33 protein-coding genes are annotated in these 25,092 nt (G+C 71.4%); 17 read left to right on the forward strand and 16 right to left on the reverse strand.

All coding sequences use genetic code 11. The features are described 5' to 3' along the window. Positions 1-22: 22 nt before the first annotated feature. Genes ACLQ3K_RS11395 through ACLQ3K_RS11410 form a run of 4 tightly spaced genes read right to left on the reverse strand, consistent with a single transcriptional unit; the run spans position 23 to position 1,619 of the window. Positions 23-463: a molybdenum cofactor biosynthesis protein MoaE gene (locus tag ACLQ3K_RS11395; protein WP_425999354.1), complete on the reverse strand. Its 441-nt coding sequence runs from the start codon at positions 461-463 to the stop codon at positions 23-25. Beyond that, complete coding sequence (locus tag ACLQ3K_RS11400) at positions 456-956, reverse strand: MogA/MoaB family molybdenum cofactor biosynthesis protein (protein ID WP_224646929.1); 501 nt, start codon at positions 954-956, stop codon at positions 456-458. Before ACLQ3K_RS11400 ends, ACLQ3K_RS11395 begins: the two co-directional genes overlap by 8 nt. Beyond that, on the reverse strand, positions 949-1,383 hold the full coding sequence (gene moaC, locus ACLQ3K_RS11405) for a cyclic pyranopterin monophosphate synthase MoaC (RefSeq protein WP_255603337.1): 435 nt from the start codon (positions 1,381-1,383) through the stop codon (positions 949-951). Before moaC ends, ACLQ3K_RS11400 begins: the two co-directional genes overlap by 8 nt. A 41-nt stretch (positions 1,384-1,424) precedes the next feature. Further along, positions 1,425-1,619: a hypothetical protein gene (locus tag ACLQ3K_RS11410; RefSeq protein WP_224646928.1), complete on the reverse strand. Its 195-nt coding sequence runs from the start codon at positions 1,617-1,619 to the stop codon at positions 1,425-1,427. Positions 1,620-1,658: 39 nt separating this feature from the next. Here ACLQ3K_RS11410 and ACLQ3K_RS11415 point away from each other — a divergent pair, with 39 nt between their 5' ends. Continuing rightward, positions 1,659-3,836 (forward strand): helicase-associated domain-containing protein, encoded by a 2,178-nt coding sequence (locus tag ACLQ3K_RS11415; protein ID WP_425999357.1) that lies wholly within the window; start codon positions 1,659-1,661, stop codon positions 3,834-3,836. A 1-nt stretch (position 3,837) separates the two neighbouring features. Here ACLQ3K_RS11415 and ACLQ3K_RS11420 read toward each other — a convergent pair whose 3' ends face one another. Further along, positions 3,838-5,049 carry an RNA polymerase sigma factor gene (locus ACLQ3K_RS11420; RefSeq protein WP_425999359.1) on the reverse strand — a complete coding sequence of 404 codons (1,212 nt, stop codon included), beginning with the start codon at positions 5,047-5,049 and terminating at the stop codon, positions 3,838-3,840. Continuing rightward, positions 5,046-5,408 carry a YciI family protein gene (locus tag ACLQ3K_RS11425; RefSeq protein ID WP_224646922.1) on the reverse strand — a complete coding sequence of 121 codons (363 nt, stop codon included), beginning with the start codon at positions 5,406-5,408 and terminating at the stop codon, positions 5,046-5,048. The genes ACLQ3K_RS11420 and ACLQ3K_RS11425 overlap by 4 nt, the downstream gene beginning before the upstream one ends. A 190-nt stretch (positions 5,409-5,598) precedes the next feature. On the opposite strand from ACLQ3K_RS11425, the gene ACLQ3K_RS11430 reads away from it, so the two are divergent. From ACLQ3K_RS11430 to ACLQ3K_RS11445, 4 genes are read left to right on the forward strand one after another with little or no spacing between them, the layout of a single operon-like run. Next, positions 5,599-6,015: a DUF6069 family protein gene (locus tag ACLQ3K_RS11430; protein ID WP_425999361.1), complete on the forward strand. Its 417-nt coding sequence runs from the start codon at positions 5,599-5,601 to the stop codon at positions 6,013-6,015. 35 nt (positions 6,016-6,050) lie between these two features. Continuing rightward, positions 6,051-6,632, forward strand: coding sequence for a TetR/AcrR family transcriptional regulator (locus ACLQ3K_RS11435; RefSeq protein ID WP_425999363.1), 582 nt, complete (start codon positions 6,051-6,053; stop codon positions 6,630-6,632). Then, on the forward strand, positions 6,629-7,330 hold the full coding sequence (locus ACLQ3K_RS11440; RefSeq protein WP_425999365.1) for a YqeB family protein: 702 nt from the start codon (positions 6,629-6,631) through the stop codon (positions 7,328-7,330). Before ACLQ3K_RS11435 ends, ACLQ3K_RS11440 begins: the two co-directional genes overlap by 4 nt. Further along, positions 7,331-8,998: a DNA repair helicase XPB gene (locus ACLQ3K_RS11445; protein WP_102101162.1), complete on the forward strand. Its 1,668-nt coding sequence runs from the start codon at positions 7,331-7,333 to the stop codon at positions 8,996-8,998. 1 nt (position 8,999) lies between these two features. Here ACLQ3K_RS11445 and ACLQ3K_RS11450 read toward each other — a convergent pair whose 3' ends face one another. The 5 genes from ACLQ3K_RS11450 to ACLQ3K_RS11470 all read right to left on the reverse strand — a co-directional run bounded on the left by ACLQ3K_RS11450 (position 9,000) and on the right by ACLQ3K_RS11470 (position 12,553). Beyond that, positions 9,000-9,548: an HNH endonuclease gene (locus tag ACLQ3K_RS11450; protein WP_425999368.1), complete on the reverse strand. Its 549-nt coding sequence runs from the start codon at positions 9,546-9,548 to the stop codon at positions 9,000-9,002. Beyond that, positions 9,511-10,221, reverse strand: coding sequence for a DUF222 domain-containing protein (locus tag ACLQ3K_RS11455; RefSeq protein ID WP_425999370.1), 711 nt, complete (start codon positions 10,219-10,221; stop codon positions 9,511-9,513). Before ACLQ3K_RS11455 ends, ACLQ3K_RS11450 begins: the two co-directional genes overlap by 38 nt. A gap of 72 nt (positions 10,222-10,293) precedes the next feature. Continuing rightward, positions 10,294-11,664, reverse strand: coding sequence for an MFS transporter (locus tag ACLQ3K_RS11460; protein ID WP_425999372.1), 1,371 nt, complete (start codon positions 11,662-11,664; stop codon positions 10,294-10,296). Beyond that, on the reverse strand, positions 11,661-12,245 hold the full coding sequence (locus ACLQ3K_RS11465) for a TetR/AcrR family transcriptional regulator (RefSeq protein WP_425999374.1): 585 nt from the start codon (positions 12,243-12,245) through the stop codon (positions 11,661-11,663). The genes ACLQ3K_RS11460 and ACLQ3K_RS11465 overlap by 4 nt, the downstream gene beginning before the upstream one ends. A 26-nt stretch (positions 12,246-12,271) precedes the next feature. Further along, entirely contained in the window at positions 12,272-12,553 is a 282-nt protein-coding gene (locus tag ACLQ3K_RS11470) for a hypothetical protein (protein ID WP_425999376.1), read from the reverse strand. A gap of 165 nt (positions 12,554-12,718) precedes the next feature. Here ACLQ3K_RS11470 and ACLQ3K_RS11475 point away from each other — a divergent pair, with 165 nt between their 5' ends. Beyond that, a complete protein-coding gene (locus ACLQ3K_RS11475; RefSeq protein WP_425999378.1) occupies positions 12,719-13,096 on the forward strand; it encodes a hypothetical protein in 378 nt (125 codons plus the stop codon). Position 13,097: 1 nt separating this feature from the next. On the opposite strand, the gene ACLQ3K_RS11480 is transcribed toward ACLQ3K_RS11475, so the two are convergent. Genes ACLQ3K_RS11480 through ACLQ3K_RS11490 form a run of 3 tightly spaced genes read right to left on the reverse strand, consistent with a single transcriptional unit; the run spans position 13,098 to position 14,878 of the window. Further along, positions 13,098-13,643 (reverse strand): hypothetical protein, encoded by a 546-nt coding sequence (locus tag ACLQ3K_RS11480; RefSeq protein WP_224646907.1) that lies wholly within the window; start codon positions 13,641-13,643, stop codon positions 13,098-13,100. Continuing rightward, a complete protein-coding gene (locus ACLQ3K_RS11485; RefSeq protein ID WP_224646905.1) occupies positions 13,640-13,921 on the reverse strand; it encodes a helix-turn-helix transcriptional regulator in 282 nt (93 codons plus the stop codon). Before ACLQ3K_RS11485 ends, ACLQ3K_RS11480 begins: the two co-directional genes overlap by 4 nt. A gap of 54 nt (positions 13,922-13,975) precedes the next feature. After that, positions 13,976-14,878 (reverse strand): LysR family transcriptional regulator, encoded by a 903-nt coding sequence (locus tag ACLQ3K_RS11490; RefSeq protein ID WP_425999380.1) that lies wholly within the window; start codon positions 14,876-14,878, stop codon positions 13,976-13,978. Between the two features lie 109 nt (positions 14,879-14,987). Between ACLQ3K_RS11490 and ACLQ3K_RS11495 the strand changes: the two genes are divergently transcribed. From ACLQ3K_RS11495 to ACLQ3K_RS11515, 5 genes are read left to right on the forward strand one after another with little or no spacing between them, the layout of a single operon-like run. Next, the gene (locus tag ACLQ3K_RS11495) at positions 14,988-15,764 is read left to right on the forward strand and encodes a 5-oxoprolinase subunit PxpA (RefSeq protein ID WP_224646901.1); all 777 of its coding nucleotides are present in this window, start codon (positions 14,988-14,990) and stop codon (positions 15,762-15,764) included. A gap of 30 nt (positions 15,765-15,794) precedes the next feature. Then, entirely contained in the window at positions 15,795-16,043 is a 249-nt protein-coding gene (locus tag ACLQ3K_RS11500) for an acetyl-CoA carboxylase (protein WP_425999383.1), read from the forward strand. After that, positions 16,043-17,395 carry an acetyl-CoA carboxylase biotin carboxylase subunit gene (locus tag ACLQ3K_RS11505; RefSeq protein WP_224646899.1) on the forward strand — a complete coding sequence of 451 codons (1,353 nt, stop codon included), beginning with the start codon at positions 16,043-16,045 and terminating at the stop codon, positions 17,393-17,395. The genes ACLQ3K_RS11500 and ACLQ3K_RS11505 overlap by 1 nt, the downstream gene beginning before the upstream one ends. Beyond that, positions 17,392-18,261, forward strand: coding sequence for a 5-oxoprolinase subunit B family protein (locus ACLQ3K_RS11510; protein WP_425999385.1), 870 nt, complete (start codon positions 17,392-17,394; stop codon positions 18,259-18,261). Before ACLQ3K_RS11505 ends, ACLQ3K_RS11510 begins: the two co-directional genes overlap by 4 nt. After that, positions 18,258-19,226: a biotin-dependent carboxyltransferase family protein gene (locus ACLQ3K_RS11515; RefSeq protein ID WP_425999387.1), complete on the forward strand. Its 969-nt coding sequence runs from the start codon at positions 18,258-18,260 to the stop codon at positions 19,224-19,226. Before ACLQ3K_RS11510 ends, ACLQ3K_RS11515 begins: the two co-directional genes overlap by 4 nt. A gap of 5 nt (positions 19,227-19,231) precedes the next feature. Here the strand turns inward: ACLQ3K_RS11515 and ACLQ3K_RS11520 are convergent, their stop codons facing one another. Beyond that, positions 19,232-19,630 carry a GlcG/HbpS family heme-binding protein gene (locus tag ACLQ3K_RS11520; protein WP_425999389.1) on the reverse strand — a complete coding sequence of 133 codons (399 nt, stop codon included), beginning with the start codon at positions 19,628-19,630 and terminating at the stop codon, positions 19,232-19,234. Next, positions 19,623-20,399 (reverse strand): SDR family oxidoreductase, encoded by a 777-nt coding sequence (locus ACLQ3K_RS11525; RefSeq protein ID WP_425999391.1) that lies wholly within the window; start codon positions 20,397-20,399, stop codon positions 19,623-19,625. The genes ACLQ3K_RS11520 and ACLQ3K_RS11525 overlap by 8 nt, the downstream gene beginning before the upstream one ends. Before the next feature lie 119 nt (positions 20,400-20,518). Here ACLQ3K_RS11525 and ACLQ3K_RS11530 point away from each other — a divergent pair, with 119 nt between their 5' ends. The 6 genes from ACLQ3K_RS11530 to ACLQ3K_RS11555 all read left to right on the forward strand — a co-directional run bounded on the left by ACLQ3K_RS11530 (position 20,519) and on the right by ACLQ3K_RS11555 (position 25,089). Next, a complete protein-coding gene (locus tag ACLQ3K_RS11530; RefSeq protein WP_425999393.1) occupies positions 20,519-21,079 on the forward strand; it encodes a TetR family transcriptional regulator in 561 nt (186 codons plus the stop codon). Between the two features lie 429 nt (positions 21,080-21,508). Beyond that, positions 21,509-22,291 carry an LppX_LprAFG lipoprotein gene (locus tag ACLQ3K_RS11535; RefSeq protein WP_425999395.1) on the forward strand — a complete coding sequence of 261 codons (783 nt, stop codon included), beginning with the start codon at positions 21,509-21,511 and terminating at the stop codon, positions 22,289-22,291. A gap of 22 nt (positions 22,292-22,313) precedes the next feature. Next, on the forward strand, positions 22,314-22,682 hold the full coding sequence (locus ACLQ3K_RS11540) for a DUF4189 domain-containing protein (protein WP_425999397.1): 369 nt from the start codon (positions 22,314-22,316) through the stop codon (positions 22,680-22,682). A 53-nt stretch (positions 22,683-22,735) separates the two neighbouring features. Then, the gene (locus ACLQ3K_RS11545; protein WP_425999399.1) at positions 22,736-23,647 is read left to right on the forward strand and encodes an alpha/beta hydrolase family protein; all 912 of its coding nucleotides are present in this window, start codon (positions 22,736-22,738) and stop codon (positions 23,645-23,647) included. 4 nt (positions 23,648-23,651) lie between these two features. Then, on the forward strand, positions 23,652-24,518 hold the full coding sequence (locus tag ACLQ3K_RS11550) for a DUF4436 family protein (RefSeq protein ID WP_425999401.1): 867 nt from the start codon (positions 23,652-23,654) through the stop codon (positions 24,516-24,518). A 55-nt stretch (positions 24,519-24,573) separates the two neighbouring features. Then, complete coding sequence (locus tag ACLQ3K_RS11555) at positions 24,574-25,089, forward strand: hypothetical protein (RefSeq protein ID WP_425999403.1); 516 nt, start codon at positions 24,574-24,576, stop codon at positions 25,087-25,089. The last annotated feature ends 3 nt before the right edge of the window (positions 25,090-25,092 follow it).

The following is a 25,092-nucleotide window of genomic DNA, read 5'->3' on the forward strand; positions in this document are numbered from 1 at the left end:
CCGGCACCGAGTGGGTCGGCGGCTACGCGCTGCCGACCCACTCGTCTGTTCCGTCCCGGAACAGCTGGTGCTTCCACACGGGCAGCGCCTCCTTGACCGCGTCGACGACCCGCGCGCAGGTCGCGAACGCCGCCGCGCGGTGATCGGCCGACACCGCGACGACGAGCGCCGCATCGCCGATCGCGAGCGGACCCACGCGGTGCGACACCGCGACCGCCCGCACGCCCTCGGCGGCGTCCGCCTCGCGCTGCACGACCTCCGCGATGACGCGCTCCGCGGTGGGGTGCGCCGAGTACTCCAGACCGGTCACGCCGCGGCCGCCGTCGTGATCGCGCACGGCGCCGATGAAGCCCACGACCGCGCCGGCTTCGGGCCGCGTCACGGCCGCCTCGTGGGCGGCCAGGTCGATCGGCTCCTCGGTCACCCGCGCGAAGACGACCTCCGCCGCGGGCTTGTCAGCCATGATCGCCGCCGCGGATCTGGTCCAGCGCGTGCGCCAGGACGCCGTCGAGCACGGCGAGGCCGTCGCGGACCCCGCCCGACGAGCCCGGCAGGTTCACCACCAGCGATGAGCCGGCGACGCCCGCGAGCCCGCGGCTGAGCACCGTCGTCGGCACGTCCGGCAGGCCCGACGTGCGGATCGCGTTGGCGAGGCCCGGGATCTCGAACGTGAGCGCCCCGCGCGTCTCCTCGGGGGTGCGGTCGGAGGGCGTGAGCCCGGTGCCGCCGGTGGTGAGAACGACGGCGTCGCCGCGGCGGACGGCGGAGCGGATCGCGGCGCCCACCTCCTCGCCGTCGGGCACCACGACGGGCCCGTAGACCTCGAAGCCGCGCTCGCCGAGCCACGCCGCGATGGCGGGCCCGGTGGTGTCCGCGCGTTCGCCGAGGGCGGCGCGGGTGGAGGCGACCACGACGGTGGCGCAGCGGTCGCGGGACGGGCGGAGCGGTTCAGTCATCTGATCTCTCCCAGTGGCCGGTCTTGCCGCCGTCCTTGGTGAGCACGCGGACGTCCGTCATGACGGCGGCGGGGTCGAGGGCCTTGACCATGTCGTGCAGGGTCAGCCCGGCCACCGCGACGGCCGTGAGCGCCTCCATCTCGACGCCCGTCCGGCCGGTGCAGCGCACGGTGGCGGTGACGGCGATCTCCGCGCCCGACGGCTCCAGGTCGACGGTCACGCCGGAGATCGGCAGCGGATGGCACAGCGGGATCAGGTCGGCCGTGCGCTTGACCGCCATGATGCCCGCGATGCGGGCGGTGGCGAGCACGTCGCCCTTGGGGACCGCACCGTCGGCGATCGCCACGACGACGGCCTCGGTGGTACGGAAGGTCCCGGCCGCGACCGCCGTGCGGGCGGTGACGGCCTTGCCGGACACGTCGACCATGCGGGCGGCACCCGCATCGTCGACGTGTGTCAGCTTGTCGGTCAGCGGTTGATCCGGGTCGACGGGTGCACGTACGGGATGTGCTGCTGGGGGAACTCCAGCTCGCCGAACGGCGACATCGCGCCGACCACCGGGGCGGCCAGCTCGTTCACGGCGTGCTCGGCGTGGCCGTCGGCGGCCTGCGGCCAGCCGTTGTCGACGTAGCCGGGCTTCTTCGCATTCGAGGTCTCAGACACGCCGCTATTCTGACATGCCCCGGTGTCTAGGCTGTATCGGTGAGCAGTAATACGTCGTCGACGGGGCCCGCGGCGTGGCTGCGCGAGCGCACCGACGCCGAGATCGCGGCGCTGCTCGACGCCCGGCGCGACGTCGCGACGCCCGTCCCCGCCGGTTTCGCCGTGCTGGCGAGCCGCCTGAACAGCCCGTCGTCGCTGGGCCGCGTCGCCGAGCGCCTCACCCTGCCGGACCTGGCCGTCCTCGAGCTGCTCCTCGCCGAGCCGCTCGACGCCGACGCCCTCGCCCGCCGCCTCCGTGGCCGCGCGCTGAAGAAGCAGGTGCTGGCGTCGGCGGACAAGCTCCGCGGCCTGGCGCTGGCCTGGGGCGACGACGTCCTGCACACCACGGCCGCCGCCCGCGAGGCGCTGCCGTGGCGCTCGACCCAGCTCACGACGCCGCCGGACCTCGACGCCATCGACGCCGCCCTGGCCGCCGCGGGCCCCGACGAGCGCGCCCTGCTGGACCGCCTGGCCGAGGGCTCTCCGCTGGGCCGCACCGCCGCGGCGGGCCCCGGCACCTCCCCCGACCACCCGGTGCAGCGCATGCTCGCCTCCGGCCTGCTCGCCCGCGTCGACCACCAGACCGTCGAGCTGCCGTGGGAGGTCCGCGCTCGCTTGCGGGGCGAGCTCCCCCTGGGTGCTTCCCTCAAGCCGCCCGTGCTCGACGGTCCGCCCGTCCCCGGCGCCGACGGAGCCGGCGCGGTCGCGGCGCTGGAGCTGTTGCGGCACGCCGACGACGTGCTCGACGTGCTGGGCGCGGTCCCGGCGCAGCGGGTGAAGGCCGGCGGCATCGGCATCCGCGAGCTGCGCCGCGTCGCGAAGGCGGCGGGCCTCGCGGAGGACCGCGCCGCGCTGCTCCTCGAACTGCTCGCGGCGGCCGCGCTGATCGCGGAGGGCGAGCTCGACGGCGAGGAGGATTCCGTCTTCGCCCCGACGGTCGCCGTCGACGAGTGGCTGCGCGCCGCGCCCGCCGACCGCTGGGCCCTGCTCGCCCGGACCTGGTTGGAACTGCGCCGGCAGCCCGCGCTGATCGGCACCCGCGGCGAGGAGGGCATCGTCGGGCCGCTGCACCGGGCGGCGCGCAGCACCGTCGCCCCGCAGGACCGCGCGGCCGTGCTCAACGCCCTGGCCCAGGCCCCGGCGGGAACCGCGCCCACCCTCCCGGACCTGCACGCGGCGGCGAGGTTCGCGCACCCGTCCTGGTACCGCCGGCTCACGCTGGACGCGGTCGCCGACATCGTCGCGCAGGCGCAGGTGGTGGGCCTGGTCGCCGGCGGCGCCCTCACGTACGCCGGCCGCGCGGCCCGCACCACCGACCCCGCGCAGGCCATGGCCGCGGCGCTGCCGAAGCCCGTCGAGGAGTTCCTGCTCCAGGCCGACCTGACGCTGACCATCCCCGGGCCCACGACGCACGACTTCGCGGCGGCGGTCGCCCTGGTCGCGGACCTCGAGTCGGCGGGCGGCGCCGCCGTGTACCGCGTCACGGACGCCTCGGTGCGCCGCGCGCTCGACGCCGGCCGCACGTCGGCGGAGGTGCACGCCTTCTTCGTCGCGCACTCGGTGACGCCCGTGCCGCAGGGCCTGACGTACCTGGTCGACGACGTCGCGCGGCGGCACGGCGCGCTCCGGGCGGGCGTCGCCGGTTCCTTCCTGCGCTCCGACGATCCGGCGCTCGTCGCCGCGGTCCTCTCCTCCCCTGCCGCGGAGGCACTCGCGCTGCGGGCCGTCGCGCCGACGGTGCTCATCGCCCAGGTCCCGCTGTCGGATCTGGTCGCAGGGCTCGCGGCCGCCGGTTTCAACGCCGCCGCCGAGGACTCGCGGGGCGTCGTCGTCGACCTGCGGCCCGCCGCGATCCGCCTGCCTTCGCCGCGCCCCCGTCCCCCGGCCGCACAGCCCACGCTCGATCAGCTCGCCGACGCGGCGGTGCAGATCCGGCGGCAGGACGCCCCGTCGGACGACGGTCCCCGCACGTCCGGCCCGGAGCTGATGGCGCTGCTGCAGTCCGCGGCGGGCGAGGGCACACCGGTGCGGCTGGGGTACGTCGACGCGAACGGGGTGTTCACGCGGCACGTCGTGGTGCCCGAGTCCGTGCGGCACGGGCAGCTCGCCGCGCTCGACGGTGACGCGACCCGCCGGTTCGCCCTGCACCGCGTGACCACCGCGGAGCCGGTGGAGTAGCTCAGACCAGCTCGCCGCGCTTGCGGGTGAGGTACGCGCGCTCGGCGGAGTTGCCGGTGGCCGCGATCGCCGCGTCGTAGGCGCCCTTGGCCTCGGCGGTGCGCCCGAGCTTCCGCAGCAGGTGCGCGCGGGTCGCGTGCCAGGCGTGGTATCCGTCCAGCCGCAGCGGATCGACCAGCGCCAGCGCGACCTCGGGCCCGTCGAGCTCGGCAACGGCGATCGCCCGGTTGAGTCGCACGATCGGGGATGCGTCGACCATCAGCAGCTGGTCGTACAGCGCCACGACCTGCGCGTAGTCGACGGTGTCGGCGCTCGGGGCGTCGGTGTGCACGGCGCCGATCGCGGCGAGGATCTGGTACCGGCCGGGCCGGTTGATCGCGAGGCACTCGCGGACCAGACCGTGCCCCTCGGCGATGGCGGCGCGGTCCCAGCCGGCGCGGTCCTGCTCGTCGAGCGGCACGAGTTGCCCGCCGCGGACCCGCGCCGCGCGGCGGGCCTCGGTGAGAAGCATCAGCGCGAGCAGGCCGGTGATCTCGGGGTCGTCGGGCAGCAACGCCCGCATGAGCCGGGCGAGCCGGATCGCCTCCCCGGTCAGCTCCGCGCGGATCGGCTCGCCCTCGCCGGTGGCGAGGTAGCCCTCGTTGAAGACGAGGAACAGCACCGTCAGCACCCCGCCGACGCGGTCGGGCAGGTCGGCGGCGGCCGGCACCCGGTAAGGGATGCGGGCGGCGGCGATCTTCTTCTTGGCACGGGTGATGCGCTGGCCCATCGTGGTCTCGGGCACGAGGAAGGCGCTCGCGATCTCCGGCACCGTCAGGCCGCCGAGCAGGCGCAGGGTGAGGGCGACCCGGGCCTCGGGGGCGAGCGCCGGATGGCAGCAGGTGAAGATCAGCCGCAGCCGGTCGTCGTCGACCGCGCCGGTGGGTTCGGGGTCGGAGTCGTCGTGGATCATCTCGGCCGCCCTGTGTTTGGCGTCGCGCCGGCTCTCGCGCCGGATCCGGTCGATCGCGCGGTTGCCCGCGGTGGTGGTGAGCCAGGCGCCGGGGTTCGGCGGGATGCCGGACTCGGGCCACCTCTCGGCGGCGGCGAGGATCGCCTCGCCCGCCGCCTCCTCGGCGATCGTGATGTCGCCGAAGCGGCGGACGAGCGAGGCGATGACCCGGCCGTACTCCTCGCGGAAGACCCGGTCGAGCGCGGTGCCGGCGTCGGTCACGCCAGCCCGTCGAAGGCGCGGACCTCGACGGTGCCGCCGCAGGCCTTGGAGCCCTCGGCGGCGAGCCGCAGCGCGACGTCGAGGTCGGGGGCGTCGACGACCCAGAAGCCGCCGATGAGCTCCTTCGACTCGAGGTACGGGCCGTCGGTGATGATCGGCTTGTCGCCGCGGCCGTCGACGACGGTGGCGGTGGTCGCCTCGGCGAGCCCGCCCGCGAACACCCAGTAGCCGTCGGCCTTGAGCTGCTCGTTGAACGCGTCGGTCCGCGCGAAGGCCTCTTCCATCGCCTCCTTGGTGCCGTAGTCGCCGAACTCGCTCCGCTCGACGGGGCCGTGCACGGAGAGCAGGTAGTGCGTCATGGTGGTTCCTCTCGGTCGACGGGCGACCCCGGTGGCCGCCCTTCACCCTCACTACGAACGCAGGCGTACCGATACGACACCACCCTCGGAAAGTCTTCGCAGCGCCGATGTCGAAATCCGTCGGCCCCGTTCGTGGAAGGGGTAGGACGCGCCCAGCCCGGGCACCGTCACCACCGCTGAGGAGCACGCCATGAGCACCACCGCCACCACCACCGCCCCCGCCCACACCGACCGCCTGCCCGTCTGGAAGCACGGCATCGGCGCCGCCGTCGTCGCGTCGGTCGCCACCACCGCGATCGCCGCGGTCGCGTCCGCCGCGGGCGTCTCCTTCGCCGGGCCCGACGGTTCCTCCATCCCCCTGCTGGGCTTCGCGCAGCTCACGATGATCTTCTCGCTGATCGCCACGGGCATCGCCGCGGTGCTCGCGCGCCGTGCGCGGCACCCGCGGTCGACGTTCGTCCGCACCAGCGTGGTGCTGCTCGTGTTGTCCGTGGTGCCGGACGTGACCTTCGGCTTCGACGCCGCGTCCGCCGCGGTCCTGATCCTCACGCACGTGGTCGCGGCCGCGATCGTGGTGCCGGTGCTCGCCCGGCGGCTCGCCAATTAATTGACTGATTGCTCAGTTATAGATAGCCTCGGGGCATGGCCCGCACCGTCGACCCCGCGCTCACCGCCCGCCGCCGCGCCGCCATCCTGGACGCGGCGGCCGCGGAGTTCTCCGCCGCCGGCTTCGAGCGCGCCCGCGCCGCGGACATCGCGACCCGCGCCGGAGTCAGCTCCGGCACCGTCTTCTACTACTTCACCGACAAGGCCGGCCTGTTCCGCGCGCTCTTCGACGCCGACGTCGAGCGCAACACCGCACTGCGCGACCGGGCCCTCGCCGAGCCCGATCCGCGCGTAGGCGTCGCGATCGTGGTCGACGCGCTGGCCGAGTCCGCCGTCGACCCCGTCGCGCCCGGCCTCGTCGCCGAGGTCACCCGCCGCGTCCCCGCCGACCCTGCGCTGGCCGAGATCGTCGTCACCGCGGACGGCCTGGTCCGGGGTGCGCTCGCCGAACTCATCGCGCGGGGGCAGGCCGACGGCGCCTTCGACCCCGGCCTGGATCCCGCCCACGCCGCCGCCTTCCTCGTCTCGATGACCGACGGCGCGCACCTCGCGGACGGCGACGTCCGGCCCGACGTGCGCCGCGCCGCCCTCGCCTACCTGCGAACGGAGAACGCATGACCACCACCGCCGCCCACTCGACCACGATCGGGGTCTCCCGCGCGCTGCAGCTCGCGACCGTCTCCGCCACCACAGCCCTCGGCGCCGTCCTCGGCCTGATCGTCCGCGGCCTCGTCGGCTGGCTCGAGCGCACGCTCGACAGCTCGCCCGGTCCCTTGCGCGTCGCCGCCCAGCTGCCGGTGGGCGTGGCCGCCGGGGTCCTGACCGTCGTCGGCCTCATCGGCGGCATCGTCCTGATCGCGGCGTGGCAGCACGAGGTCGCAGCGCTGACCGTCGCCGACGACCACGTGGAGCTCGCAGCGGGCGGGCACCGCCGCTGGATGGCGCGCGACGAGATCGGCGAGGCCTTCCTCGGGCGGGGCGGGGAGCTGACGTTCCTGGACCGACGGGGCTGCCTCCTCGCGGCCGCCGGCACCGACGGGGTGCCCAAGGGCGGGATCGCCCGGGCGCTCACCGACGCGGGCTATCCGTGGCGCGGCGACGCGGATCCGTACGAAGCCGAGTACACGCGCTTCGTCGACGGCCGCGAGGAGGCCCCGCCCGAGGTGGTGACACTACTCCGCGAGCGCGCGGTGGCCCGGGCTGAGAAGCGCGCGCCCACCGCCCGCGACCTGCGGCTGCGCCTCGGCGAGGCCGGCGTCGTGGTTCGCGACAACGGCGATGAGCAGGAGTTCCGCCCGGCGCGGCACAATGGATAGATGACCGACGGACCCCTCATCGTCCAGTCCGACAAGACCCTCCTGCTGGAGGTCGACCACGAGCTGGCGGGCGCCGCGCGCGCCGCGATCGCGCCCTTCGCCGAGCTCGAGCGCGCCCCGGAGCACGTGCACACCTACCGCGTGACGCCGCTGGCGCTGTGGAACGCGCGCGCCGCCGGGCACGACGCGGAGCAGGTGGTGGACGCCCTCGTCAGCTTCTCCCGCTACCCGGTGCCGCAGCCGCTGCTGGTCGACGTCGTCGACACCATGAGCCGGTACGGCCGGCTGCAGCTGGTGAAGAGCCCGGTGCACGGCCTCACCCTGGTCTCGCTGGACCGGGCGGTGCTGGAGGAGGTGCTGCGGCACAAGAAGATCGCCCCCATGGTCGGCGCCCGCATCGACGACGACACCGTCGTGGTGCACCCGTCCGAGCGCGGCCACCTCAAGCAGCTCCTGCTCAAGGTGGGCTGGCCCGCCGAGGATCTCGCCGGCTACGTGGACGGAGAGTCGCACCCCATCGCGCTGGACACCGAGTCCGACCCGTGGGAGCTGCGCGACTACCAGAAGGTCGCGGCGGACTCGTTCTGGTTGGGCGGTTCCGGCGTCGTCGTGCTGCCCTGCGGCGCGGGCAAGACGATGGTCGGCGCCGCCGCGATGGCGCGGGCGCAGGCCACGACGCTGATCCTGGTGACCAACACCGTCGCGGGGCGGCAGTGGAAGCGGGAGCTCCTGGCGCGCACGTCGCTCACCGAGGAGGAGATCGGCGAGTACTCGGGCGAGAAGAAGGAGATCCGACCGGTCACCATCGCCACGTACCAGGTGCTCACGCGGAAGTCGAAGGGCGAGTACAAGAATCTCGACCTGTTCGACTCGCGCGACTGGGGCCTGATGATCTACGACGAGGTGCACCTGCTACCCGCACCGGTCTTCCGGATGACCGCCGACCTGCAGTCCCGCCGGCGCCTCGGTCTCACCGCGACCCTGGTGCGCGAGGACGGCCGCGAGGGCGACGTCTTCTCGCTGATCGGGCCGAAGCGCTACGACGCGCCGTGGAAGGACATCGAGGCGCAGGGCTGGATCGCGCCCGCCGACTGCGTCGAGGTGCGGGTGACGCTCACCGAGAACCAGCGCATGCAGTACGCGACCGCCGAGCCCGACGAGCGGTACCAGCTGGCGTCCACCGCCCCGACGAAGGTGGCGGTGGTGAAGTCGATCCTGGAGCGGCACAAGGGCGCCCCGACGCTCGTGATCGGCGCCTACCTGGATCAGCTGGAGCAGCTGGGCCGCGAGCTGGACGCGCCCGTCATCACCGGCTCAGTGAAGAACAAGGAGCGCGAAGCCCTGTTCGACCGGTTCCGAGCGGGAGAGATCTCCACCCTGGTGGTGAGCAAGGTCGCGAACTTCTCCATCGATCTGCCGGAGGCCTCCGTCGCCGTGCAGGTCTCGGGTACCTTCGGCTCGCGGCAGGAGGAGGCGCAGCGCCTCGGCCGGCTCCTGCGCCCCAAGCACGACGGCGGCACGGCGCACTTCTACTCCGTCGTCTCCCGGGACACCCTCGACGCCGACTACGCCGCGCACCGCCAGCGCTTCCTGGCCGAGCAGGGCTACGCCTACCGCATCGTCGACGCCGACGACATCCTCGGCCCCGCCATCGGCGAGGCCGGCTGACTCACGCCGCCTGTTCCGGGGCGGTGGACCGGTGGTGGTGTCCGCTCGGTGTTCGGGTGTCGACGGTGTGCCGCCCGGTAGCGTCCGGCACCACCTGGCTGTGCCAGCCGGCCGCCTCCTTGGCGTAGTTGCACGCCGCGCACAAGCCCTGACCGTTCTCGAACTCCGTCGCTCCTCCCTTCGCGTACGGGACGACGTGGTCGGTGTGCGCGATCGGAGCATCGCAGTACGGGGTGCGGCAGTACCGGTCCCGTGCCCGGATCATCTCCGCCAACCCATCGGGGAAGCACCGGGCCCGGGAGTCCATCCCGACGACCGCACCCGATTCCGGTGCGAGGTAGAGGCGTTTGACCCACGCGACCCCCGCCGTAGTCGCGCGACCGACGAGGTTGCGGGCGATCTCCGCCGGCATCGTCCCACCAACGTCGAGGTGCGCCGTGCCAGGCTGATCACCCAGCAGCACCGTTGCCGGCATCGTCAGGTTCACCGTGACCGGCTGCCCGTCGGCAGCCTCACGGCCGGTGATCCGCGCGAACGCCGCGTCGGCCATAATCTGCCCCCCGCGTCCGCAGATCCGCACCGATCCCGATCAGGGTGGCCGCGTGCTTGCGGAGCGCCGCGTACACCCCGACGCCCTGAGCGACCGGTAGCAGCAGCGAGACTCTGGCCATGCCCTCGGGCAGCGGGCGGATCGTGACGGTGAGGTCCTTCTCCGCCGACGCGTTCCGATCCACGGTGCCCTGCGCGTCCAGCTCGTAGGCCATCTTCTTGACCAGGTCAGCGATTCGGCGCAACCCGCACCCCGCGAGCGTGCCCGGGTCGGCACACAACAGCTCATCCGCCTGATGCCGATCCGACGCATCCAAATGCGCCAAGCCGCCGACGATGACTGGGATCGCCTCCGGCGACAGATCACCGTCCCGCAGCCGCGCACGGGTGCACGGCATCGTCTTCTCCAGCTCCACCGCCCGGTTCACGAACTTGGCGGCGGTGTTCGGCGACATATGCATGGCCAACCCGACCTCCGCGGCCACGCCCTGCTGCCATCGGTCCTGCGGCAACCCCGCCGCCACGCGTTCGCACACCCGCTCCCGCAGCAACTGCGCCGCCAACCGGTACTGCTCGAAGACCGTCCGACAGCGCTGCCGCTCCATCGAACGCAACCGATCCGCGACGCCACCATCAGGTGGCCGATCATCATCTACACCAACGTCTTCGTCCATGCCCTGACGCTACGCGGACCCACCGACAAGTTTTCGACATCGCAACACGACATCGAACGATGATCCGGAAGGTCACGTCGCGCGCACCGAAACAGCTCCCCTGCGTGCACCCATCAGGATCACTGCACTCGCCACCGCCGGCACCGTCGACCACAGCGCGACGGCGACGTACCCGCCCTGCGCGGGCAGGAGCGCACCGTCGGGCGTGGCGCCCGTGAGGAGGAACCCGGCGAGGGCGCTGCCGATGGAGAAGCCGACGGCCCGCGCGATCTGGTTGACCGCCATGACGCTGGCGGTCTCGGACTGCGGCGTCCCGTCGAGCACGAGCCGCGGCATCACGGCGGAGGCGCCGCCGACCCCGAGTCCTAGGACCGCCAGCGCTACCAACACGGCGACCAGGCTGTCCCGACCGACCGCGAAGACCAGCGCGGCCGCCACCACCAGCCCCGACGAGGCAGCGAAGGTCCCGCGCGGACCGATCCGGGTCGCACTCCGCGGAACCACTCTCCCCGCAACGAAACCGAGCACGGAGAACGGGATGAGCGCGGCGCCGGCTGCGACGCCGGGGAGCGCGAAGCCGTACGGCGCACCATCGGGCACCTGGACGTATCGCGTGAGATCGCTGAACAGTAGGTACATCCCGATGCCGGCGACCAGCATCGCGACATTCGCGGCCGCCACCGACGGGCGCGCGACGAGCCGTAGGTCCACCAGAGGCTCGGCGGCCCGCAGCTCGACGGCCAACCACGTCGCGAGCACCGCGACCGTGCCGACGAGCACGCCGACCACCGCGGCCGGCCGGCCCCACAGCGCGGGCTCCGCGACCAGGAACAGCACACCGAGCGTGCCCACGCCGAGCAGCAGCGCCCCGGGCACGTCGATCCGCGGGCGCGGACCGGGCTCGTCGACGGGGACCGCGCCCCACGCGACAGCGAGCGCGACCAGCGTGATCGCGAGACCGGTCCCGTAGGCGGCGCGGAGGCCGAGCACCTGGTCGACGAGGCCGATCAGGGGGTACCCGACGCCGATGCCGACGGTGGAGGCGACCGACAGGGAGGCGATGGTGCTCGTCGCCCGGTCCGCCGGGAGGGCGCTGCGCGCCACGCTGACCAGCAGCGGCACCAGGGCGATGCCCACGCCCTGCAGCGCGCGCCCGACGAGGAGCACACCGAACGGCAGGGGCAGCACCGTCAGCACGCCGCCGACCGCGACCACGCCCAACGTGCCGAGGATCGTGCGCCTGCGCAGTGGACCGGCGCCGAGCCGGCCGAGCACCGGCCCGGCGATGGCGCCCGTGAACAGCGTGATCGTCAGCGTCCATTGCGCGGCGCCCAGCGGCACGTCCTCCGAGCGCGCGACCGCGGTGATGAGCGGCGCGCCCACGCTCCCGATCACTGCCGCGCAGAGGGCGACGGTGACCAGCGCGCAGGACAGCCGGTTCACGACGACGCCGGCCGGTTCGTCGCGGTGGTGACGTGCTCGAACAACCCGGGCCGGATCAGGGTGCGGACCCCGTCGGCCCATGGTTCGTCGATCTCGGCCACGTCCAGCGCGGCCCCGGCGTTGAGCAGCATGCCGAACGCCAAGAAGGTCTTGACGGTGACGGGATCGAGCCCGGTGCCGTCCGCGGTGGCGCCCCACAGGCGTGCGAAGCAGCCGCGCACGACGTCCCGGACCTCGGAGTCCCCGCACGCGGCGAAACCCTGCAACTGGAGGCGGAGCGCCGTGTCGTCGGCGAGGTTCTCGTAGTACTCGGCGCCCATCCGCGCGAGCGCCTCGATCCCGACGGTGCCCTCCCCCGCTTTCGCCATCGCGTCGACGAGGCCGGCGAAAGCGCCGGTGACGAGTTCGAGGAACAGAGCCTTCTTCGTGCCGAACATTCGGAAGACGTAGGCCTGCGTGATCCCCGCCTCCCGGGCGATCCCGTCGATCGACGCACCGTGGAGGCCGTGCGCGCCGAACTCGCGCGCGGCGATGCCGAGTATCTGCGCCCTGCGTTCTGGTCCGCTCATCCGGGTGCTCACCCGGCCAGATTAGTAGTTACTAACTACTAATCACAACCCTCCGGACACGGATCGCCGACCACGCGGACGTCGCCGGCCTCCCCGACCACGTCCAGCGGGCGACAGGGGCACCAGCCGCCTCGGGTCACGGGCGGACGGGCGCGACCGGCCACGATGCTGCCGTGCAGCGTCCCGTCGGCGCCCCAGTGCAGGATGTCGTGCGTCCACGGCTCGAGCAGGATCTGGTGCCGCTCGTACATCTCGACGTGGTTCCGCCGGAACTCGCCGAACCGCGCAGCCAGCGCTACCAGGTAGTCGTGGAATCGCATGGTCACCCGCCTTTTTCACTCGATCGCAGCATCTCCCACGATCCTCGGCGACGGCGCCCGGTAGGTCCAGCGAGTATTTCTACCGCCATCCGGTGGCGTTACTGAACGGTCTACCCTGGGGGCGTCCACCCGAGCAGGGAACCCCCAGAACGGAGAAGACACACCATGTTGTTCAGTCGATCGATGGCGAGCGCGGCGGGAACCGTCGCCCTCCTCGCCGCCGCCGCGGGTTGCGCCGACGACGGGGCCGGGTCCGCGCCCACGACGCCGTCGACCATGACCGTCACGGAATCGTCCACGCACGAGCAGAACCCGCCCGCGCAGACGGTGCGGCCGACGAACACCGTCACCGCGTCGCCGACCCGACCCGTTCCGACGACGGCGCCGCGCCCCACCAAGCCGACTGGCCCGGGCAGCGAGTACGACGTGACGTGCACCGGCGGACCCGACGAGGGCACGATCTGCACCAACCCCAACCACGGGGCCGGCGACGATCCCTACGGCACCGGCACTGCGGTCCCGACCACGACGAAGCCCCGCTGAACTACGCGGCGACGTCCTCCGCGTCCGCATCGGGCCGGGTCCAGGCGAGGATCATCGCGGGCGTCGTCATGCCGATGAGCAGCGCGACCAGTGTGAACAGGCCCGACGCGTAGTGCCACGCCGTGTTCCCGTCCGGCTGCGCGACCACGGAGGTGATCACCGTGTACGCGACAGCCAGGAGCACCAGGCCCGAGGTGACCGAGAAGCCGATGGACCGTGCCTCGTTGCGCTGCTCGACCTCCCACTCGTCGAGCGCCGCGGCGGGCGCGTCACCCTGCCTGCCCGAGACGATCTGAACCGTGATCCAGATCGGGAAGAGCAGCAGGCACGCGGGCAGCCAGAGCAGCGGTGCGTTGGGCACGTCGAAGTGGCAGAGGACCGCGACGACGAACATGAAGAGATAGTCGACGAGCAACGCGGCGACCAGCATTCGTCGCCGGGGCCTCGTGCGCCACGACGGCAGCAGGGTCGAGAAGCGCTCCTCGTCCTCCCGGAACTTCCGGGCGCGGCGCTCCTGGTAGCGGGTGATCATGCTCGTGGTCGTCATCGTGCTCCGCCTCTCTCGTTGCGTCCGTACAGCTCCGCCGACAGGGGCCCGAATTCACTGCGGGAGAACACCGCCTCCACCGGCAGGTCGAAGACCGCGCAGAGACGGAAGGCGAGATCGAGGCTCGGGTAGTGATCCCCGCGCTCGAGCGCGCCCACCGTCTGCGGGTTGACGTCGATCGCCGCCGCCAGCTCCTTCCGGCTCATCCGGCGCTCGGCGCGCAGGACGCCGATGCGATTGAAGATGGGGAGCGAACCCTCCCGCTTCACCGGACTCATGCAATCCATTGTTGGGAAAACCCAACAATCTGTCAAGAGCGCCGACGCGATGCCCTACCCGAGCGCCGGCGTGCAGAACAGGCGGTAGAAGTAGTCGTGCAGTGCCGCCATGCCGGGGGAGAACTCCCGGCCCCGCGCCCACGCCAGTCCGATCCGCATGTCCGGCACCGGATCCCGCAGCAGGGTTGTGTCGATCCTCCGCCCCTCCAGGGACCACGGGCGGTAGACCATGTCGGACAGCACCGTCACGGCGTTGCCGTTCGCGACCACACTGCGGATCGCCTCGATGGACGAGGTCCGGATCAGCACGTCCATCGGGCGATCGCCCCAGTACGCACGGGTCGTCACGTCGGCCTCGTCGACGGTGAGCAGCGCGTACGGGTACTGCTCGACGTCCGCGAGCCCGACGCGGTCGCGCCCCGCGAGCGGGTGCGTGGGAGCCATCCACAGCCGGCGCCGCGAATGCACGAAGGTCTCGTGCTCGAGCCGTTCGTCGTCGGCGACGTTCGACGTTAGCAGCAGCCCGAAGTCGAGATCGCCCGCGACGACGCCCTCCTCGATCTCCGCACGATCGACCTCGCGCCAGTCCACCTTGAGCCCGGGATGCAGCACTGCGAGGCGCTGGACGTGCTGCGGCAGAAAATAGCCCATCACGGTGTACGAGACCCCCACCCGGACCACCCCCTCGACGTGCGAGTCCGCCGCGGTCACCGACTCGGCCTCCTCCAGCAGGTCGAGGATCTGGCGCGCCTTCGGCAGGAGGGCCTCCCCCGCAGATGTCAGCGCCACACCGCGCGAGGTCCGATGGAGGACCGCCGTGCCGAGCTGCTGTTCGATCTGCTGCATCGCCGTAGTCACCGACGATTGGGAGACGAACAGCTCGCGCGCTGCGGCGCTGACCTGCCCGGCCTCGGCCACCGCGACGAAGTACCGCAACTGTCGTACCGACAAGCCCACGATCGCCTCCCATTATCGATCTACCCGATATTCAAGCATCGCATGTTTGTACTTCCCAATACCGGAATCGGCTCGTAGCGTCATGACGGAGATCACACGAAGGAGAGCCGTGACGACCACGACCGATATCAACTGCGATATGAGCGAGGGCTTCGGCGCCTGGATGTTCGGCGACGACGTGGACGCGACGATGATGCCGCTCGTGAGCTCGATCAACGTCGCAGCGGGCTTCCACGCCGGCGATCCCTCGACCATCGATCGCACGGTGCGCCTCGCCCATGAGCACGGCGTCGGCATCGGCGTCCACCCCGGATTCCGGGACCTCGTCGGATTCGGCCGGCGCCACATCGACGCCTCACCGCAGGAGCTGGTGAACGACTGCGTCTACCAGCTGGGGGCGGTCCGCGAGTTCATCGCGCTCCACGGGCTCGCACTGCAGCACTTCAAACTGCACGGCGCCCTCTACATGCACGCGGCGCGCGACGCCGCCTTCGCCGAGCTGCTCATCGACACCCTGCAGCGGATCGACCCCGAGCTCCCCATCCTCGTGATGTCGGGCTCGGTCATCGAGGCGGTCGCCCGGGACCGGGAACGGCCCGTGATCCGCGAGTTCTACGCCGACCGGCACTACGGTCCCGACGGCCAGATCGTCTTCACCCGGAACGTGGGCGCCCTGTCGCCCGACGACGTCGCCGCCAAGGTGCTGCGTGCCTGCCGCGAGGGCACCGTCGTCGCGGTCGACGGGACCGTCGTCACCGTCCCGTTCGAGTCCATCTGCATCCACAGCGACACCCGCGGCGCGATCGATCTGATGACCAGCGCCCGCGCCGCCCTCGACGGCGCCCACATCACCGTCCGGTCCTTCGCGGACCAGCCCACCGACTGACGATCCCGGACACGAAAGAGAGCCCCCACCATGACCATCCACGACGTCCCCGCACCGCTTCCCGGGACCTTCTACCCGCGGGAATCCCCCAGTAGCCCGCCCTTCGTCTCGGTCGGCGAGGCGGTGGCCGTCGGCGACCAGATCGGGCTCATCGAAGTGATGAAGATGTTCAATCCGATCACCGCCGAGGTGGCCGGGACCGTGGTCGAGATCCTGGTCGGCGCTGAGGATCCCGTCGACGTGGGCGACGTGCTGCTCCGGATCGAGGTGGTCGACTGATGCCGGAGATCAAGCGACTCCTCGTCGCCAACCGCGGCGAGATCGCCGTCCGCGTGATCCGCGCGGCGCAGGAGATGGGCATCGTCGCCATCGCCGCGTACAGCGACGCCGACGAGTCCTCGCTCGCGGTCCGCATCGCCGACGAGGCCGTCAACATCGGTGGCGCGCACGCGAAGAAGAGCTACCTGAACGCCGTGGCCCTGCTCGAGGCCGCGAAGAGCACCGGCGCCGATGCCGTGCACCCCGGCTACGGCTTCCTCTCCGAGAACGCCGAGTTCGCGCGGGCCGTCACCGATGCGGGACTGGTGTGGATCGGACCCGACGCCGGGACGATCGAGCGGATGGGTCACAAGGCGCAGGCCATCGCCACCGCCCGCGCCGCGGGAGTCCCCGTGGTGCCGGGCAGCGACGGACTGCTGACCAGCGCCGACGAAGCCGTGGCGGTCGCAGGAGCGATCGGCTACCCGGTGTTGCTCAAGGCCGCGGCCGGCGGCGGGGGCCGCGGCATCCGCATCGCCGGCACGGACGAGGAAGTGGCGCAGGCCTTCGCCGACGCCCGGCAGGAGGCCGAGGCCGCGTTCGGCGACGGCGGGATCTACCTGGAGAAGTTCATCTCCCGCGCGCGCCACATCGAGGTCCAGATCCTCGGGGACGGCACTGACGCCGTCCACTTCTTCGAACGTGACTGCTCGCTGCAGCGCCGCCGCCAGAAGGTCTGGGAGGAGGCACCGGCCGCCATCCTCGACGAGGCGACGCGGCGCGCCCTCTGCGAGTCCGCCGTCGCCCTGACCCGAGCAGTGGGCTACGTCGGAGCCGGGACGATCGAGTACCTCTACGATCCCGATACCCGCGCGTTCTACTTCATCGAGATGAACACGCGGATCCAGGTGGAGCACCCGATCACCGAGGAGATCTGCGGCGTCGACCTGATCCGCGCCATGATCGAGGTGTGCCAGGGCGATCCGCTGCCCTATCGCCAGGACGACATCGTCCGACGGGGCCACGCCATCGAGGTGCGGATCAACGCCGAGGATCCCGCCCAGGGATTCCGGCCGGCCCCGGGCACCGTCGAGACCGTCTCCTGGGCGCAGGGCCCGGGCGTCCGCGTCGACTCGATGGCCTACTCCGGCTATCGGATCCCGCCGTTCTACGACTCGCTGATCGGGAAACTGATCGTGTGGGCGGAGACGCGGGAACAGGCGCTGTCCCGGCTGGAGCGCGCGCTGCGCGAGACCGAGATCGTCGCACCCGCCACCACACTGCCCTTTTTCGAGGAGCTCCTCGCGGAGGACGACGTGCGGCGCAACGCCCTGCACACCACCTGGATCGAACAGCGGACGGAGAACCAGTGAGCACTCGCTACGCCCTGGGCGGCGACGAGCATCTGTTCGTCGAGCTATCCGAATCGATGTCCCTGGACGCCTTCTTCCGCGGCATCCTCATCACGCAGGAGCTCGCCGAGCGCGCCCTCCCCGGTGTCACCGAGATCTGCCCGGCCAATGCGTCCTTCCAGGTGCGCTTCGACCCCGACGTGCTCCCGGTCGCCGATCTGCGCGCGGAGTTGGAGTCGATCGAGGCAGGCCTCGGCGCCCGGGATGCGGTGCTGGACACCCGCATCGTCGAGATCCCTGTGCTGTACAACGATCCCTGGACGCACGAGACCCTGATGCGCTTCCGCGATCGGCATCAGGATCCGGACTCGACCGACATCGAGTACGCGGCGCGGATCAACGGCTACGACGACGTCGATCGGTTCATCGAGGCCCACTCCGGCACACCGTGGTTCGTGTCCATGGTGGGCTTCGTGGCGGGCCTGCCCTTCATGTACCAGATGGTGGAGCGGGAACGGCAGATCCAGGTGCCCAAGTACCTCCGCCCCCGCACCGACACGCCCAAGGGCACGCTCGGCTACGGCGGGGCGTTCTCCTGCGTCTACTCGGTCCGTGGCGCGGGCGGCTACCAGATGTTCGGCGTCACGCCCGTTCCCATCTACGACCCGGATCAGCGCGCTCCGCACCTGCGCGACTTCATGATCTTCTTCAAGCCCGGCGACGTCGTGAAGTTCCGGCCCGTCGATCGCGCCGAGTACGACGCGATCCTCGCTGAGGTCGACGCCGGACGGTACGCGCCGCCCACCGCGCCGATCCGGTTCTCCCTCGCCGAGTTCACCGCCGACCCCACCGGCTACCCCGCAACGCTCCTGGAGGCCCTCCCGTGACGATCGAGGTCATCAAGCCCGGCCTGCTCAGCTCCGTCCAGGACCAGGGCCGCAGCGGCTACTACTACCTGGGCATCCCGCCGTCGGGCGCGATGGACCAGCAGTCCTTCCGCGCCGCGAACCTCCTGCTCGGCAACGAGGAGACGGCCGCCGTCCTCGAATGCGCCCTGATGGGGCCCGAACTCCGGTTCGGCGAGGACGCCCACATCGCGGTGACGGGCGCGGCCATGACGCCCAAGCTCGACGGTGTCGACCAGCCGCTCAACACCGTGGTGGCGGTACAGGCCGGGCAGACCCTGTCCTTCGGGTTCGCGACCGCGGGCGCCCGCGCCTACCTGGCGATCGCGGGCGGGATCGACGTCCCCGAGCGCCTCGGCAGCCGCTCCACTTACGCGCTCGGCGCACTCGGCGGCCTCGCCGGGCGCAAGCTCGAGCCGGGCGACGTGCTGCCGATCGGCACGGCCCGGCCGGCCCCGCGAGCGGGCCACGAGCTGCCGGCCGATCTGCGGGTGCCGCTCGCCAAGGAACACGTCCTCCGGATGGTCCCGGGGCTGTACGACTACCGCGTGACCCCGGACTCGATGGCGACCTTCCTCGCGGAGACCTGGACCGTGGGTTCGGAGGCCGATCGCATCGGCTACCGCCTCAAGGGCGGGACGCCGCTGGCGTTCGTCGACCGTGAGCCTCCCTTCGGCGCGGGCGACGACCCGTCGAACATCGTCGACGCGTGCTACCCGATCGGCTCGATCCAGGTCCCGTCGGGCCAGGAGCCCATCGTCCTGCACCGGGACGCGGTCTCCGGCGGCGGCTACATGATGATCGGCACGGTGATCAGCGCGGACATGGACCTGATCGGGCAGATGCCGCCGAACACCAAGGTGCGCTTCGACCCCGTCACCCTCGACGACGCGCTCGCCGCCCGGGAAGACCGGGCACGGCGCCTCGACGCGATCCGCGCGCTGTAGCCGCCTCAGGCGACTGCGGCCTCCGCGATCGCGGCATCCTGCTCCGGGGCACCGCCGGAGACGCCCAGCCCGCCGATCAGCTGCCCGTCGGCGTCGACGATCGGAACGCCGCCGCCGACCAGGAGCAGGCCACCGGCGTGGATGTGGTCGAAATGCAGAGCGGGCTGCCCGATCTGGATCGGCGCGGCGAGCCCGGCCGTCGGGGCCTCGAACATCACCGAGGTCCGGGCCTTGGCGACGGCGAGCTCGTTGGACGCGAGCCAGGCACCGTCGGTGCGGGCGAAGGCGACCAGGTTCGCGCCCTTGTCGAGCACGGCGAAGACGGCCTTGACGCCCGCGTCCCGGGCGGCGCGATCGGCGGCCGCGATGAGTTCCTGTGCACGGGCGAGGGTGATGTCAGGCATTCTGCGTCCACTCCGTCTCCTGCCACTGCTTCGCGGCATCGATGGTCGCCAGCGGCCGCATGGTGCGATACAGGTGCTCGTCGGCGGGAATGATCTCGACCATGGCGTCGATCATCTCCTGCGGATCCGCCTGGTCGACGAGGCTGTCACCGAAGTCCGGCATTGGCACCACCGCGGTCTCGGCGTCGTACCACTGCACGTAGCTCTCGGCGCCGGTGTCGTTGAAACCCGTGCCGAAGACGCCGGGGTTGACGGTCGCCACCTGGACGCCGTGCGGCGCCAGCTCCGCCTTCATCGAGCCGGCGATCGCCTCGATAGCGTGCTTGGTGGCGCAGTAGGCGCCGACGAAGGGCACCACCAGGATTCCGCCCATCGAGGACGTCCACACGACCTTGCCGGACTTGCGCGCGACCATCTTCGGCACGATTCCCTGCACCAGGGCCAGGTGACCGAAGACGTTGATCTCGAACGACTCCCGCACGCGGGCGAGGGGCACGTCGACCATCGACCCGCCCTCCATCACGCCGGCGTTGAGCACCAGCACGTCGGGGTCGTAGGTCGCGGCATGCGCGATGTCGATCTCGTCGGTCAGGTTCAGCTTGATCACCTCAAGGCGCACGCCGGCCTCCGCCGCAGCGGCACGCAGGCTCCGCACCTGCGGCCAGGTCTCCGCGGCAGCGACCACCTCGTGCCCCTGCCGCGCCAGCTCGAGGGCTGCGCCGGCACCGAAACCCGAACTGGCCCCGGTGATCAGAATCTTCTTCGGCATCGTCTCTCCTTCGTTCCGCCCACGCGCCGCGGGCGTCATCACCGAGGGTGCAGCACGAGCAACCGTTTGTCAATAACTAGTTAGTTACCTATGGGTCGAAAGAGCGGTACTCTCCTCCTGTGCCACCCGACGCGACGGAGACGAAGCGGCGGATTCTCGACGCCGCGCGCCGGGAGTTCGCCGAGTTCGGGCTGGCCGGGGCACGTATCGACCGCATCGCCGAGCAGGCGTCCGCCAACAAGCGCTCGATCTACGTGCACTTCGGCCCCAAGGAGGACCTGTTCGACCTGATCGTCGTCGACGCCCTCCGGACGATGGCGGACGCGGTCCGGTTCGACGCCGACGACCTGCCCGGCTACGCGGGCCGACTGTACGACTACCTGCTCGCCGAGCCTTCCACCCTCCGGCTCTCGACGTGGGCGAACCTCGAGCGGCCGTCGACCACCGACGACGAGGGCACCACCTACCGGGAGAAAGTCGACGCGCTGCGGCCGCGCTACGGCGACGGCGCCGTCGACGCGCTCGTACTCACGCTCGGCCTGGTCACCGCGTGGCTCGCCGCCTCCCCCGCCCTGACCTCCCTCGCCTCGACGGATGACGCCGCCGGGCGCCGAGCGATGGTCGTAGCGGCTGCCACCGCGGCCACGGCGGCGATTCAGACCGGTTCCGAGTCCTGCTAGACGCTTGTAGTTCCACGGTTCCGACGGTGCCCGCGACGCGACCCGCATGAGCTCGTGTATCCCCACTCCGGGGAGGTAGGCGGCGGTGAGGTCAGGGCGAGGTAGCCGCGCGTGACGAGGACGGTCATCACGGCGACGATCAGAGCCTTCTCCGCGTGACCGGACCCGAAGACGTCGCGCCGTAGGCGAACGGACACTCCACACTCCTTCCGTTCGCCGGCCGGTCGGTCGGACCTCCGGATCTGCACACTGGCGCGATCACGACACAGCTCCGGGTGTCTCGTTCCACCACTCGGGACAGTGAGCGGTGTGACCCCTTCATACTCGCGAAATTTGCAGCAACACAACCTATCTGACGTTCATGGTCGGTCGTTGAAATGTGGTTAGCATGAGGCGGATCCGAGCGGATCCACCAACGAACGGAGCACCATGAGGTCCCTTCCCCGAGCCGCGATCGTCGCAATCACGGCTGCGTCATCCATCGGCCTGAGCGCCTGCGGGAGCGCCGGCGATGGTGCGTCACCGAGCAGCTCCGCGGCGGCTGGCGACGCCGCCACCGCCCTCGTCCGTTCCGCCCTCGACACCGCGACGACGGTCGAGTCCGTGCACTTCACCCTCACCACGTCGGGCAAGCTCGACCGCCAGCAGGTCGTCTCCGCGGCGGGCGACTTGATCGTCCGTCCGAAACCGAGCGCGCAGGGCACCGCCACCGTCCGTGCGAGTGGGGACAAGCCGGCGGCGTTCGTCCTGCTGGACGGCACCATGTATGCGGACGTCGGCGGCTCCGGTTTCGTCGCGCACCGCGCGGGAACGTCGTTCTACGACGTCGGCGCGCTATTCGACCCGAAGGACGGCATCCCGGACATCCTGCGGACTCTGCGGGGTGCCGCGATCGCCGGCGAGGAGCAGATCGACGGTACCGCGAGCACGCGCGTGACCGGAACCGCGAAGTCCTCCGATCTCGCTGAGCTGGCGGGGATCCGAGCCGCACACGGAAGCTCGTCGGCACAAGCGCCGGTGAGCATCTGGATCCAGACGTCCGCTCCCCACAACGTCCTCCGCATCTCAGGGACGCCGCAGGCGGACACCAGGGTGCAGGTCGCGCTGTCGAACTGGGGCAACCGCCCGTCGATTGCCGCCCCCGCCACCCGCTCGGTCCCGTCGGGCGCCCCGTCCACCCCGCCCGGAGTCAGCGCCAAGCCGGCCAAGTGATCGTTCGAGACAAGGACACTCCATGAAGCAACACATCATCACCCTCGCCGTTGCGGCGGCAACCGCCGCGATGGTCGTCGCAGCACCGGCACCGGCGCAGGCGGCCACCCTGTGGGGCGCGATCGCGGTCGACGACGACGGCACTGCGTGGCCCACGGCGAACCTCCCGACCGCCGAGGCTGCCGAGGCCGACGCGAAGGCGTACTGCGGGGGTCGACGTGGATGCGACGTCCTCGTGACGTTCGCAGACGGATGCGGCGCAGTGGCCTGGAGCGACGAGCAGTGGCACGGCGGGCACGGCGCGACCCTCGCGGCCGCGCAGGAGTCGGCCCTGCGTCTCAACGGCGGGGGCACCATCCAGGCATGGGTCTGCACCGACGGCCACGGATGAGAACCACCCGGGACACGTCACCGTCCATGAGCCCCCAACGGTGGGCGGCAGTCATGGTCGTCGCCCTTCTCCTCCTCGCCGCGGCGGTCGTGGCGCTCTTCGGCCGCATGCCCCCCGACCACGAACCCACCCCTTCCGGTTCCGTGATCGAAACGACGCACCAGTACCTCACCGTCCCCGGCGTGGATCCGCAGACGTTGAGCGGCTTCCTGTTCCGGCCGGCCACGCGCCGCGCGGACGGAACGACGCCGACGATCGTGCTGATCCACGGCGGCGGATGGCTCAAGGGCGCGACAGCCGAGTACGTGCGTCCCGCCGCACAAGCGCTCGCGGAGCGCGGTTTCGTGGTGTGGAGCCTCAACTACCGGCGGGTCGGCGACGGCGGCGGCTGGCCGACCACGTTCACCGACCTCGCCGCCGGAGTCGATCACCTCGTCCGCCTGCAGGAATCCGTGCCCGAGATCGACCTGGGTCGGGTTACCGTCGTCGGCCACTCCGCGGGCGGGCAGCTCGCCGCGTGGACCGCGGGGCGCGCGACCCTTCCGGACGGCGCGCCCGGAGCGAAGCCCGCGATCCGGCCCCATGCCGCGGTCTCCCTCGCCGGCGTCCTCGACATGCGGTTGTCACTCACCAAGAACGACCACGTTCTGCGGGTCATGGGCGGTACGCCGGAGCAGTTCCCAGATCGCTACCTATTGGTGGACCCGCTCGAGCGGATGGACCCTAGGGTTCCCGTCGTGGCGATCACCGGCACCGATGACACCGTCGTGCCGCCCGGTGAGGCTGCCGAATACGTCGAGGCCCTCCGTCGCAAAGGCGGCAGCACGGCTCTCATCGAAATCCCTCAGACAGGACACGGCGAAGTCGTCGACGTCCGGAACTCGTGGTGGCCCATGATCGCCAGCGCGATCGCCACGGTGGCGGAACACGGACCACGGGCGGTGCCCGTCGGCACGGGGGCATGAGACCGTGAGCGCTCGACACATCGTCTTGACGGTGGTCGCGTTGCTCGTCATCGTGACCGCGACGACGGGTCTCTTCCTGCTCGATCGGGCGAACAGCGGCGTGGGCGCCGCGGCAGGGCCCACCGAGGAGGAGCTCGCGAGCGTCGACGCGGTGCGGATCACCCTTCTCCTCAAGCGGATCGACACCTCCTCGAGCACCGCCGTCGCCGACGTCCTGGTCGAACCCCTGGGCACTCTCGCGGACCGGAACGGCCGGTTCGCGCGCGCCGCCTCCGTCGACCTGTCGACCTATCGCACTGATCCGATCACTGCGACACCCGGCCGGATCCCGTCCGTGGAGGAACGCCGGATCGCGGTCACGGGAACGGCCATCGACTACCCGTTCGACCGTTACAGAATGAGCGTCGTCGTCGCCGCCAACGACCCGAGCGGGCGGCCGGTCGCGGCGACGATCCTGGTGGAGGACTCTGCCGATTCCTTCGCCGTCAAGCCGATATCCCAGTCGTCCGACGCCGGTGAGCTCGAGGTCGACCTCACGGCCAAGCGCACCGTCCCGTCGATCGTCTTCGCAGGCTTCGTGATGCTGCTGATGTACGGCGTCGCAGCCGCCGCCGTCACGGCGACCTTCTACGTCCTGCACGTCCACCGCGGCCTCCTCTTCCCCGCATGCTCGATGCTCGCTGCGATGCTCTTCGCGCTCCCGCCCCTACGGCACCAGGTACCCGGAGACCCCGAACCACCGATGGGCTCGCTCATCGACTTCATCGCCTTCTTCCCCGCGGAGGCGGTCGTCGCCCTGTCTCTCATCTCAGCTGTCCTCGGAGGCTTCGTCGTTGAGCGGCGGAGCGCCACCTCGGTCGAGGGTGGGTGATCGACGGAACAGTCACGGATCGACCGCAGAGAAGACAACCAGGGAAAGGAACACCATGGTGCGCAAGCACACCACCGCGATGATCGCGAGCATCGCCGCTCTCGCGCTGCTCAGTGCAGGCTGCTCGGACGACTCGAAACCCGCGTCGACCACCTCCTCGACAGCACCGCCGAGCTCCGTCGCCGCGACCCATCATCAGAGCCCCGCCACCACACAGCCCGGCAAGCCGGTGACGGGAAGCGGGGGAAACACCGGACCGACGAAGACCGTCACCCAGGTTCCCGGGCCGACGCGCACCGTCACGAAGCCCGCGCCCGCCACACCGCGGACGCCCGACGACGGCGGTTCGAACGACGTCCAGTGCACCGGTCCGGACCAGGGCACCGTCTGCACGAACCCGAACCACGGCGCGGGCGACGATCCGACGGAGAACGGGACGGCGCCGACCACCACCACTCCGAAGGTCCGCGACGACGACCCGGGCGGGAAGCCGTGCACCACCGGGATGGGCGACGCCGGCACGTACGTGTACTCGGATGACACCAACAGCTGGGTCTGCCAGATCGGCTGACAC

The sequence above is a fragment of the Tsukamurella sp. DT100 genome (genome assembly GCF_049844855.1).
Lineage (GTDB): Bacteria > Actinomycetota > Actinomycetes > Mycobacteriales > Mycobacteriaceae > Tsukamurella.